Origin of the sequence: Pseudoalteromonas sp. MEBiC 03607, from assembly GCF_004792295.1 — a bacterium.
Taxonomy (GTDB): Bacteria; Pseudomonadota; Gammaproteobacteria; order Enterobacterales; family Alteromonadaceae; genus Pseudoalteromonas; species Pseudoalteromonas lipolytica_C.
The window spans coordinates 1,208,941-1,220,916 of sequence record NZ_SRRY01000001.1; the positions used below are offsets into that span (position 1 = coordinate 1,208,941).

The following is an 11,976-nucleotide window of genomic DNA, read 5'->3' on the forward strand; positions in this document are numbered from 1 at the left end:
AAAATAATGATTGAATCAATTATTAGGTGGTCTATCGGCAATCGTTTCTTTGTTTTGTTGATTACCTTAATTATCGCGTTTGGTGGTTTGTATTCATTACAAAAAACGCCAGTAGATGCACTCCCAGATCTTTCTGATGTGCAGGTGATAATTAAGACGAGTTATCCGGGACAGGCACCACAAGTTGTGCAGGATCAAGTGACATTTCCTCTTACTACAGCGATGTTATCAGTGCCGGGGGCGCAAACTGTTCGTGGTTACTCATTCTTTGGTGATTCCTACGTCTACATTATTTTTGATGATGATACTGATTTGTATTGGGCTAGAAGCAGAGTACTTGAATACTTAAGCCAAGTAGCATCAAGCCTGCCTGATTCGGCAAAACCTCAATTAGGACCTGATGCAACAGGTGTGGGTTGGGTATACATTTACGCTTTAACAGATAAGTCTGGAAACCATGATCTAAGCCAATTAAGAAGCATTCAAGACTGGTTCTTAAAGTATGAACTACAAACTGTTCCGGGCGTGTCCGAAGTTGCCGCCGTTGGTGGTATGGTTAAGCAGTATCAAGTGCAAGTAGATCCTGACAAATTGAGAGCTTACGATATTCCTCTAAGTTTAATACAAATAGCCTTACAAAAAGGGAACAAAGAAACTGGCGCATCCGTTGTGGAAATGGCTGAAGCTGAATATATGGTTACCGCAACGGGGTATATTCAATCAGTTAGTGATATAGAGAAAATTCCACTTGGTATTAACGAACAAGGCACGCCGTTGCGTATTGGTGATGTTGCCAACGTTAACCTTGGTCCTCAAATGCGCCGTGGTATCGCAGAACTTAATGGCGAAGGCGAAGTTGTTGGTGGCGTTGTCGTTATGCGCTTTGGTGAAAACGCTCAACAAACCATAAATGGGGTAAAAGAAAAGCTTGAGTCGCTCAAATCTTCTTTACCAGAGGGGGTGGAGGTTGTCCCTGTCTATGACAGATCGAAGTTAATAGATCGTGCTGTTGATAACCTTTGGAGCAAGTTGCTAGAGGAGCTTGCAGTCGTGGCTATTGTCTGTGTTGCTTTCCTATTTCATCTTCGCTCATCAATTGTGGCAGTTGTTACTCTACCATTAGGTATATTGGTGTCATTCATCATCATGTATATGCAAGGCATCAATGCCAATATTATGTCTTTAGGCGGTATCGCTATTGCTATTGGTGCGATGACTGATGGTGCAATAGTGATGATTGAAAATATGCATAAACATATGGAGAAAACACCACTAACAGATGAAAACCGTTGGCAAATTGTAGCTAAGGCTGCGAGTGAGGTAGGCCCTGCATTATTTTTTAGCTTGCTGATCATAACTGTCTCATTCTTACCTGTGTTTATCTTAGAAGCGCAAGAAGGAAGAATGTTTTCACCGCTCGCCTATACAAAAACCTATGCAATGGCTGCATCAGCAGGCTTGGCAATAACATTGGTGCCTGTTTTGATGGGCTACTTTATTCGAGGCAAAGTCGTCTCTGAAAAGAAAAACCCGTTAAACCGATTATTGATTGCTATCTACATGCCTGTTTTAAAGCAAGTCATGAAGTTTCCAAAATCGACAATAGTCGCAGCAGTATTAGTGACTATCGTTGGTTTTTGGCCTGTCGATAAAATTGGTAGTGAATTCATTCCGCCATTGGATGAAGGCGACCTTATGTATATGCCTACTACATATCCCGGCATTTCAATCGGTAAAGCAAGAGAGTTATTGCAGCAAACGGACAAGCTTATTCGCACTGTGCCAGAAGTTGAAAATGTATTCGGTAAAGTAGGACGAGCTGAAACCGCAACTGACCCTGCGCCTCTAACCATGATTGAAACCTTTATTCAATTGAAGCCACGGGAGGAGTGGCGAGAAGGCGTGACAACTGAGTCGTTAAAAGCTGAGTTTGATAAGTTGGTTAAATTTCCGGGCTTAACCAATGCTTGGGTCATGCCAATCAAGACCCGCATTGACATGTTAGCTACAGGTATAAAAACGCCTGTCGGTATTAAAGTCGCCGGACCAGAACTTGATGTAATTCAGGATATCGGCCAACAAATAGAACAACTCTTGCCAGAAGTGACAGGCACAGCGTCAGTTTACTCTGAACGAGTTGCAGGTGGACGATATATCAAGGTTGATATTTCACGAGATAAATCAAGTCGCTTTGGGTTAAATATCGAAGATGTCCAACAAGTAGTTTCTACTGCGATTGGCGGTATGAATGTGACACAAACGATAGAAGGTCAAGAGCGTTACCCTGTTAATCTGCGCTATCCGCAAGATTATCGAGATTCTCCTGAGCAGCTAGCACGATTACCTGTTGTAACACCAAGTGGTCAACGCATTGCACTAGGTGATGTTGCTGATATTCGAATAGAGAATGGCCCACCGGGTATTAAAAGTGAGAATGCCAGAATCAATGGTTGGACTTTCATTGATATTGATAGCGTTGATGTAGGTACTTATGTTGAAAATGCTAAAGAACACTTAGCAAATAACCTGACATTACCAGCAGGCTATTCAATTACTTGGGCCGGACAATACGAATATATGGAAAGAGCGAAAGAAAAGCTCACCTATGTATTGCCTTTAACACTCGCCATTATTGTTATTCTGCTTTACCTGAATTTCAGAGCGTTTAGTGAAGTGGCTATCATTATCGTTACCTTGCCGATGGCAATGATCGGTGGCTTATGGTTGATGTATCTAGAAGGGTTTAATTTCTCAGTAGCTGTTGGTGTGGGCTTTATCGCTCTAGCTGGTGTTGCGGTTGAGATTGGCGTGATAATGCTGGTTTATCTTAATCAAGCACTTGCTGAGCTTAAGGAAAAAGCGGTGGAGCGAGCAGAACTCATCTCAGATGATGCATATCAAGATGCATTATTGCACGGTGCTGGCTTACGAGTTCGTCCAGTAATGATGACGGTAGCTACAATCATTATAGGTTTAATGCCTATTTTATATGGTACTGGTACAGGTTCTGAGGTCATGAGCCGCATTGCTGCTCCTATGGTAGGCGGAATGACAAGTGCTGTGCTGCTCACGCTTATTGTACTCCCTGCAATTTACTCAATCATTAAAAAGCCTGAAGTAAATGCCTTTAACAAAGAGCTTTCTAACGTGGAGCCTGAGAATAATGCTTAGCACGGCTAGAAAATATCACAAATGGCTAATGGCATTTGTCGGAATACAATTCCTCTTCTGGTCTATTACAGGCGTGTATATGGTGACTATGGATATTCACTATATACACGGCGAAACCTTGGCTAAGAGTGAGGAACCCAAAATAGATTTAGCAAGTATGGATTACTCCATTGTAAAGCTAGCTGCGGATTATCCTAAAGCTAGCCAAGTTACACTTACTCAAAGTATGGGCCGCCCTTTGTATTCTTTTATTAATGGAGAAAATGGAAAAGTAGCAATAGATGCTAAAACTGGAGCTGTTCAGGCCCTTGTAGATGAAACCAAGGCTAAAGAAATCGCACAATACCATTATGCGCTGAATCATCAAATCGACAGCATAAGGTTGATTAAGTCAGCGACAAACTTGCCTGCTGAGTTGTCCCCAAGGCATTTACCTGTTTGGAGAGTGACGTTTGAGCAATTCTCCACACCGACATTTTATATAAGTCAACAAACAGGATCACTTGTTGCCAAGCGTCATGATTACTGGCGATTGTTTGATTGGATGTGGCGGTTCCACATTATGGATTACTATGATGGAGAAAACGTATCTAACTGGTTTTTGTTCTTGGTCGCAACTCTAGGTCTAATGGGAGCAATTACTGGCGCAGTATTGACTTATTACCGAGTGCTTTCCCCAAATAAAAAGGGAGTCATTTGATGCGACTATTTAAGTTAAATACAACGATACACAAGTGGCTTTCTTTATTTGTTGGTTTACAACTGCTTATTTGGTTGGGAACGGGCCTTTACTTCAATTTGATGGATCACAGTAAAGCCAGTGGTAATGAACTTAGAGTTCATTCTCATCATGAAGGTAGCATTACAGGCTTTGACCTATTCCCTATTAAAGACATTACTAGTAATGCTCCGCAGGAAGTAAACCTTATATGGGTTTTACATCAGCCTTACTATCATTTTGTGTTCGATAAGGGGCAGCATAGCTATCAAGAACGCCACTCAAAGCTATTTGATGCTGTAACAGGAAAGCCATTTAATTTGTCTGAAGAACAAGTACTAACTTTGGCAAAAAACTCCTACTCAGGACAGGGTAAGTTAACTACTCCAGTGTTATCTCAACCTCCGTTTTCTGATCACGTAAGGCAGCAAAATCCTATGTGGCAAGTTGCCGTTGAGGATGAGAACAATACAACTATTTATTTAGATAGTATTACAGGCCAAGTACTTCGCCATGCCAATGATGATTTCAGATTGAAAGATCTGATGATGAAGCTTCACTTTATGGACTATGGCAATTCTGGAGGATTTAACCATTGGTTGATCATTGCATTTGCTTTTGCAACGCTATTCCTTTCAATTACTGGTGTTACTTGGCTGATACAACAGTATCGAAGTGGTTTACTGAAGCTAGGTTGGGGCACTAACAGGCAAAAAGTGGCAGTGACGTTTTCCAATGAAAATACTATTACTGACATCTCAGCAGTTGGTCGCTCAACTGTATTAGAAGGGCTAGCTAGTTCACATGTATACCTTCCTTCAGGTTGCGGTGGTGGCGGTACTTGTGGCAAATGCGTGTTCTTAAGTTCAACTAAATTACCTATCACACTATCTGAACAGGAACATTTATCTCAGGAGCAACTTAAGGAAGGTTATCGGCTTGGATGTCAGCATAGGTTCTCTGAAATTAGTTCGATTGAAGTTAATACTGATCGCAATATTGAAAATCATGAGCTAGTTGTGGTTGCGACTAACTTCATTACTCCTTTTATCAAGGAAGTGAAGTTTAAGGTGAAATCAGGCAAACAGTTGGCATTTAAAGCTGGTGCATATATGCAATTTGATGTGCCAGCAGGGATGAATAGCTTACGTCCAGATGATATGCCAGAGTGCTATGAAAAATACTGGGATAGCTACTATCATGGAAAATTTTCTCATAACGGTGTAACTCGCCACTACTCATTAGTTAACTTTGACGAGGAGTCTGATGAGTTAATGTTTAATATCCGTTGGCAGACCGCAAAGAATGGTTTTAAAGCAGGAATAGGTTCAAGTTATTTAGGTTCACTCCAAGTAGGTGAAACGATAACTGCAAGAGGCCCTTTTTCTGATTTTTATGCCACTTCAAATAAAAAAGTTAGTCGCGTGTTTATAGGTGCGGGTTCAGGACTTGCACCACTGAGGTCTATTATTTTTGAACAGTTGAAAAAGCATAAAGATAAAAGTGGTTTGACTCTTATCTATGGTGCGCGAACTGAAGATGACTTGCTATACCATAATGAATTGAAGTCACTGAGTGAGAAGCATAAAAACTTCTCTTATATTCCTACTCTTTCTAATCCTTCAGAAGAATGGCAAGGGCACTCAGGCTATGTTCAAAAAGTACTTCTGCCGTATATGAACCAAAAATCAGAACTGCATTTGGCTGAGTTTTACTTGTGCGGTCCAGAAGCAATGATGAGTGAAGTGGAAAAAATAATTACAAATGCTGGGATTCCAAGTAATCAAATTTTCAAAGATAAATTTAGTCGTTAATCCATTAAATAAATAGAGGTATATATGAAAACATTAATTAAACTTTTAACCATAATCAGTGTTGTTTTTAGTAGTGCAGTATTTGCACATGTGCATCTTGAAAAAAGCGTGCCTGCTGATAATGCAATGCTAATGAATACTCCAGAAAAATTGACATTGGGATTTAGCAAAGAGGTACGTGTAGTTAAAGTTACGTTGAAAAATAAAAAAGGTGAAAATATTAAATTTGACTTTAAACCATCAAAAGAAGCTTCCAGAGAGTTTTCATGGGAACTACCTAAATTAGCTCCAACAAACTATATCGTTGATGTGACCTATTTAGGTAAAGATGGACATAAAATGAAAGATAGCTTCGGCTTTATGGTTCATTAGTAAGGCTGTGTGATTGATATGGAAATGTATATCTGGAATACAGTCATTGTACTGTCAAAAATTGTATTTTACGTCGGCTTTGCCTGTATTGCCGGCTATACATTTTTCAGACAAATTTTTGAGCATAATGAATCTCATAGTAATGCTGTAATAGCGAATTTAACGTGGACAAGAACTTATATAGTTATGGCTTTGATCGCTAATATTACTTGGTTCTTTGCCAGTACTGGTGCAATGGCAGAAGAGGGAATTCAGGGGGCGATAGACGCTGATATATTGGCTATTATGTGGGACTCCTCTGTCGGCACTGGAGCTTTGCTTCGAGCGCTTGGGCTAGTTACCGCAATAATCGCTTTAGCTTTAAGGTTCAAACTCGCTGTGAACTCGTACTTAAAACAAAGCGCTTTAATGTTGAGTTTATTAATCCTTGCATACTCATTCACGTTACTGGGTCATATTTCTGAGTTAGGCACAATTGAAAAAGGCTTGCTTATTTTGCATGTGCTCGTTATGGCATGGTGGTTTGGGGCGTTATTGCCACTAAAACAGGCTTGCCATCAGCTAAGTTATGCAGAACTTCATTTGCTGATGGAAAGCTTTGGCAAACAAGCAAGTTTTACATTGAGCCTATTGTTGGTAGCAGGCCTCTGGCTCGTGATTCAATTGGTCGGAAGTCTTGATGCACTAATAAGCTCAAGTTACGGACAAACAATGTTGTTTAAATTGGCCCTTGTAGTGTCTATTTTGGCACTTGCTGCTAAACATAAACTAATACTCGTTCCACAACTTAAAAATAGTCAAGGCAGAGAGGCTTTATCTAAATCTATCTCGATAGAAATGGTAGTAGCTTTTGCCATTTTATCTGTAACGGCTGGGCTTACTAGTGTTGTTGGCCCTGCAAATTAAAACCTAAAAGAGAGAATGAAAATGAAAACAATAAATATATTACTCGTTTTATTAATGACGTTTAGTTTCGCAGCAAACGCTCATGGTGATAAGAACAAAGACAAAGGTTTGTTTAAAGGTATAGATACCCCAGCCGCAAAAGTTGTTTTGGCATTTCATCAAGCACTTGAAACTGGCAATCAAAAACAGGCTAGAGCGCAGTTAGCGGATGATGTCACCATCTTCGAGGGAGGCCGCGTTGAAAGGAGCGCTGATGAATATGCTCATCATCATATGTTGTCGGATATGAAGTATTTAGCAGCGATGAAGAGCGACACACTTGAACATCAAGTGACGATACTTGGAAATACCGCTATCTCTGCGTCGCGCAGTCAAACTACAGGTACTCATAAAGGTGTTGAACGCGATTATCAAGGCATGGAAACGATGGTGCTGGAAAAACAAAATGGTGAATGGAAGATTAAGCACATTCATTGGTCACATTAATTTATTGGTCAAACAACGGAGAGTAAAATGAGAAATAACAATCCATTACATCAAGTTTCTACGCCACGTAGACGCTTTGTACAAGGATTAGCTGCTGGCGGTGTATTAGCTGCTTTTCCAAGTGTTCTTCATGCAGCTTCATCTTTGCTTGCTGGAACTTCAACAGGTACTGCGCCCGAACTAAGTGGGGAAGTCATAGATCTGGTGATAGATGAGTCACCAGTAAACTTCACAGGTGTTGTAAGAATGGCTACAACAATCAATGGCTCAATACCAGCTCCTACCTTGCGCCTCAGAGAAGGTGATGACGTTACTATCAGGGTAACGAATAAATTATCAGTGCCGAGTTCAATTCATTGGCATGGGATCATTCTTCCGTATCAAATGGATGGCGTACCGGGTATTAGCTTTAAAGGTATAATGCCGGGTGAAACCTTTGTTTATAAATTTAAGCTGCAACAAAGCGGCACATATTGGTATCACTCACACAGTGGTTTTCAAGAAATGACAGGTATGTACGGCGCATTAATTATTGAGCCAAGAGAAAAGGATATTATTAGTGCTGACAATGAGCATGTCATCCAATTGTCTGATTGGACTGATGATGACCCAATGGATTTGTTTCGCAAGTTAAAAGTACAGAGCGATGTATTTAACTTTAATCAACCTACTGTTCCAGAGTTTTTTGATGACATTTCAAATAGCAGCGTTTCAAATGCGCTACAACGCCGGGAAATGTGGAATAAAATGAGAATGAACCCTACAGATCTTGCAGACTTATCAGCATCTGCAATGACTTTTTTAATGAATGGTTGTGCGCCTTTGACAAATTGGCGTGGAATGTTTAAAGCTGGCGAAAAGGTTAGGCTTAGATTTATTAACGGTTCTAGCAATACGTTTTTTGATGTAAGAATACCTGAGCTGAAGTTAACAGTTGTACAAGCTGATGGACAAAATGTTGAACCTGTGACAGTAGATGAATTTAGATTTGGTCCCGGTGAAACTTATGATGTACTTGTCGAGCCAAAAAATGATGCATATACGATTTTTGCACAAAGCATGGATCGCTCAGGTTATGCTAAAGGTACTTTATCAATGGCACCTAACGTTGATGCACCAGTACCTTCTTTAGACCCCGTTGAGTGGTTAACGATGACAGATATGATGGGCAATATGACCCATGATAGTGTGCATTCTACAATGGCTGATACGGCAGGTATGTCGGGCATGAATTCTAATAAAATGGATCATAGTGCAATGGGTCATGGAGCGATGGCAATGGATCATAGTAAACATGGAATGACTAAAAACCCATTAGCTGTTGCTAGCACTAAAGTGCGTCATGCAAAAACAGAGTATGGAGCTTCTGTTGATATGCGTGTTGATATGCCTAGAACAAACCTTGATGATCCCGGTATAGGTTTACGTAAAAATGGACGCCGTGTTTTAACACTTGCAGATTTACATTCTCTTGAGGGAATTACAAACCAGCAAGAGCCAGAGGCTGAAATTGAATTACATTTAACTGGAAACATGGAGCGTTATAGCTGGTCATTTGATGGTTTGGAATTTGGAAAAAGCACGCCAGTTCACATGAAGCATAATCAACGTTTAAGAGTTATTTTACAAAACGATACAATGATGACACATCCAATGCACCTGCATGGTATGTGGAGCGATTTGGAGAATGAAAAAGGTGATGTACAGGTTCGTCGCCATACTATCCCTGTACAACCAGCGCAAAGAATTAGTTTTTTAACAACACCTCATGACGTAGGTCGCTGGGCATGGCATTGCCATTTATTATTCCACATGGATGCAGGTATGTTTAGAGAGGTAGTTGTATCATGAGAAAATTAATACTAACCAATACGTTAAAACTATTATTAATAGGTTTGCCCCTTATAAGTGTATCTGTATCTGCAAAAGATGAGATGGCTGATTCTAAAATGCAAGCACAAGGTGGAGATGCACCTAAAGATGCTAGAGACCCTCATGCTTATGCCGCAGGTACAACATTGACTGAAGGTCCTTATGCACTCAATAGCGACAAACGACTGACTTTGGCAGATGAGCATTCATTTTACGCGCTACTAGGGGATCGTCTTGAATATAATGAGCAAACAAACGCAGGTGTTTTTGACTTTCAGGCATGGTATGGCACTACTTTTGATAGATTAGTCATCAAAACTGAGGGAGATTTTAGCGAAGGTAATTTAGAGGAGAACCAAACAGATTTTCTATGGGGCCACGCAATATCTGCTTATTGGGATACACAAGTCGGTATTCGACTTGATTACAATAACGAAGGTGAAAACCGCAAATGGCTAGCTTTTGGTTTACAAGGTCTAGCCCCCTACTGGTTTGAAATTGATATGACTGCGTATTTAGGAGAGCAAGGTAATAGTGCATTTTCGATCGAAGCTGAGTATGAGCTATTACTTACTCAAAAGTTAATTGTTCAACCACGAGCAGAGTTGACGCTTTACGGTAAGGATGACGTCCAAAATAACCTTGGTAGTGGCTTATCTAGCAGTGCTATTGGTTTTCGGGTTCGTTATGAGTTTACCCGCCAGTTTGCTCCCTATGTTGGCGTTGAGTGGACAAATAAATTTGGTAATACAGCCGACTTTGCGAAGTTAAATGGGCAAAGTACTCGTGATACTGCTTTTGTTGCAGGTATCAAGTTCTGGCTCTGATGTGAAGAAATACTATATTGACTTGATGAGAGCTACCGCAACTATATTGATGGTAGCTTTTGTTTTTTTGGGATTTAAACCATTTTAGTTATGTTAGGAAAGGCCTAGCTAATAGTTTTTTGGAAAGAACTAAGAGCAGTAATAGTAAGCTACTTCTTGTTTTCAGTCGGTGCCAGTCTGGTGTATACCTATCAAGGTGGAATATCAGCTAAGAAGTAAAGTTGGCGAATGGTTAAGGTTAAAGAGTCAAGCCAAAAAACATCGCCATTGAAAGACGTACAATAGGCCATTTTATCACTTTTGATGAACGGGAATTGGGTGTGCTCGGGATAGAACCGATTGTTGCAAAGTACTGCGCTTAAAGCTGAACAATTGGAAAAATGATCCCTTACTCAATACCTAGTTATGAGCGTAGGGTTTTTATTTTTTTTATGGTGCTCATGCTTGGCTTCAATCTCATGAGTATAAATCAGACACCCCTTTTATACTTGTTAAGTTTAAGCTGTTTAAAAAAGTAAAAAGTTTAGGTTTTAGTTCAAAGGTTGATCAAGATCATAAAATTATTTTTATAAAGTGGCTAATATTGTAGGAGCTAAAGAAGGAATGATAATGTTTGGACTTTTCAGGTGGTTTAAAATAGTGATAATAACTGTGTTGCTTACGCAGCATAGTTTTGCTACAGCTAAGCCAATGAATTGTGAAGAACATCAAAATGGATCTTCCGACACGCATATTATGCAACGAAGCAAAAATATTCACCATCAATCAATGAATGACAATAGTCACTATCACACTGTAAACTCGCAAGACTCTAAACACCGTCATGGTGATGAAGTCTGTGAAAAATGTAAAGCTAGTGATTGTGTTTGTTGTGAGGGGGGATTTTGTTCAAGCTTTCATTTAAATGCCTATCTTGTGCAAGCGCAAGAGGAAGGTATTTGCAATATTTACTCTGAGCTATTTCTACAGCGTACACCTCTACCAAAATCTGGTATCCATCTCTTACTTTATCGTCCACCAATTATTGGCTAATCACGGGATCAGTGCGTCTTTTTTTCGCCACTCCCATCAAAAATAGAATGACTTATTCATTGATTTAAATAATCAATTGTTTTGAACGATTAGTACGATATTTTGAAGGCACTATGAAAATTCTCAAACTATTGCCATTTACAGTACTTAATGCTGTCGATTTTGGCCGAGATTTCTCTTTTACCAAAAAATTAGTTTTTAGCTTATTCACTAGAATTAGTACTTGACCTGTGTCTTAGACACAGGTCTAAGCTGAAGATGAGAGTACAAACTTATCTAAAAACTGAGGAGTGAATATGAAAGTTGCGGAGCTGGCAAAAAGCCTTGGAACGACTGCTGATACGGTGCGCTATTACACCAGATTAGGATTGTTAAAACCTGCTAAGTCAGTGAACGGCTACAAGTCATACTCGAATAAAGAAGTATCGAGACTTAAATTCATTTTAAGTGCCAGAAACCTTGGTTTTTCCGTTGCAGATATCAAGGAAATTATTAATGAATCTGAAGATGGTAAAAGTGCGTGCCCATTAGTCAGAAGCCTGATCAAAGAGCGGCTTGAAGAAACAGAAAAACAGTTTCAAGCAATGTTGGCACTTCGAGGAAAAATGTCTTCAGCTCTTTCTCAATGGGAAGAGATGGAAGACAAAGCACCGACTGCAAACATGGTTTGTCATCTCATCGAAAACTTTGAACAAATTAAAAAGGCATAGGAGGAAAAATGGTGACTACTAATACAAATATAGAAACCGAATCAGGCTGTTGCTGTCAGGCAAAAACT

The 11,976-nt window shown here is 39.9% G+C and carries 10 protein-coding genes; all 10 read left to right on the forward strand.

Annotated elements, in window-relative coordinates:
- The first annotated feature begins 6 nt into the window (after nt 1-6).
- Nucleotides 7-3,171: an efflux RND transporter permease subunit gene (locus E5N72_RS05505; RefSeq protein WP_135923579.1), complete on the forward strand. Its 3,165-nt coding sequence runs from the start codon at nt 7-9 to the stop codon at nt 3,169-3,171.
- A gap of 88 nt (nt 3,172-3,259) precedes the next feature.
- Nucleotides 3,260-3,871 carry a PepSY domain-containing protein gene (locus E5N72_RS05510; protein ID WP_240704499.1) on the forward strand — a complete coding sequence of 204 codons (612 nt, stop codon included), beginning with the start codon at nt 3,260-3,262 and terminating at the stop codon, nt 3,869-3,871.
- Entirely contained in the window at nt 3,871-5,703 is a 1,833-nt protein-coding gene (locus E5N72_RS05515) for a 2Fe-2S iron-sulfur cluster-binding protein (protein ID WP_135923581.1), read from the forward strand. Before E5N72_RS05510 ends, E5N72_RS05515 begins: the two co-directional genes overlap by 1 nt.
- Nucleotides 5,704-5,727: 24 nt before the next feature.
- Nucleotides 5,728-6,075 carry a copper resistance CopC family protein gene (locus E5N72_RS05520; protein ID WP_016708251.1) on the forward strand — a complete coding sequence of 116 codons (348 nt, stop codon included), beginning with the start codon at nt 5,728-5,730 and terminating at the stop codon, nt 6,073-6,075.
- 18 nt (nt 6,076-6,093) lie between these two features.
- A complete protein-coding gene (locus E5N72_RS05525; protein ID WP_135923582.1) occupies nt 6,094-6,981 on the forward strand; it encodes a CopD family protein in 888 nt (295 codons plus the stop codon).
- 15 nt (nt 6,982-6,996) lie between these two features.
- Nucleotides 6,997-7,467, forward strand: coding sequence for a nuclear transport factor 2 family protein (locus E5N72_RS05530; protein WP_008467847.1), 471 nt, complete (start codon nt 6,997-6,999; stop codon nt 7,465-7,467).
- Nucleotides 7,468-7,494: 27 nt separating this feature from the next.
- Nucleotides 7,495-9,318 (forward strand): copper resistance system multicopper oxidase, encoded by a 1,824-nt coding sequence (locus E5N72_RS05535; protein ID WP_135923583.1) that lies wholly within the window; start codon nt 7,495-7,497, stop codon nt 9,316-9,318.
- A complete protein-coding gene (locus tag E5N72_RS05540) occupies nt 9,315-10,166 on the forward strand; it encodes a copper resistance protein B (RefSeq protein ID WP_135923584.1) in 852 nt (283 codons plus the stop codon). Before E5N72_RS05535 ends, E5N72_RS05540 begins: the two co-directional genes overlap by 4 nt.
- A 609-nt stretch (nt 10,167-10,775) precedes the next feature.
- Nucleotides 10,776-11,198 carry a hypothetical protein gene (locus E5N72_RS05550; RefSeq protein WP_016708245.1) on the forward strand — a complete coding sequence of 141 codons (423 nt, stop codon included), beginning with the start codon at nt 10,776-10,778 and terminating at the stop codon, nt 11,196-11,198.
- 296 nt (nt 11,199-11,494) lie between these two features.
- Entirely contained in the window at nt 11,495-11,908 is a 414-nt protein-coding gene (locus E5N72_RS05555; protein WP_016708244.1) for a MerR family transcriptional regulator, read from the forward strand.
- Nucleotides 11,909-11,976: the final 68 nt, after the last annotated feature.

Bases quoted from the DNA above. Each gene is read 5' to 3' on its own strand.
- E5N72_RS05505 (WP_135923579.1), top strand. From the start codon at position 7: ATGATTGAATCAATTATTAGGTGGTCTATCGGCAATCGTTTCTTTGTT.
- E5N72_RS05510 (WP_240704499.1), top strand. From the start codon at position 3,260: ATGGATATTCACTATATACACGGCGAAACCTTGGCTAAGAGTGAGGAA.
- E5N72_RS05515 (WP_135923581.1), top strand. From the start codon at position 3,871: ATGCGACTATTTAAGTTAAATACAACGATACACAAGTGGCTTTCTTTA.
- E5N72_RS05520 (WP_016708251.1), top strand. From the start codon at position 5,728: ATGAAAACATTAATTAAACTTTTAACCATAATCAGTGTTGTTTTTAGT.
- E5N72_RS05525 (WP_135923582.1), top strand. From the start codon at position 6,094: ATGGAAATGTATATCTGGAATACAGTCATTGTACTGTCAAAAATTGTA.
- E5N72_RS05530 (WP_008467847.1), top strand. From the start codon at position 6,997: ATGAAAATGAAAACAATAAATATATTACTCGTTTTATTAATGACGTTT.
- E5N72_RS05535 (WP_135923583.1), top strand. From the start codon at position 7,495: ATGAGAAATAACAATCCATTACATCAAGTTTCTACGCCACGTAGACGC.
- E5N72_RS05540 (WP_135923584.1), top strand. From the start codon at position 9,315: ATGAGAAAATTAATACTAACCAATACGTTAAAACTATTATTAATAGGT.
- E5N72_RS05550 (WP_016708245.1), top strand. From the start codon at position 10,776: ATGTTTGGACTTTTCAGGTGGTTTAAAATAGTGATAATAACTGTGTTG.
- E5N72_RS05555 (WP_016708244.1), top strand. From the start codon at position 11,495: ATGAAAGTTGCGGAGCTGGCAAAAAGCCTTGGAACGACTGCTGATACG.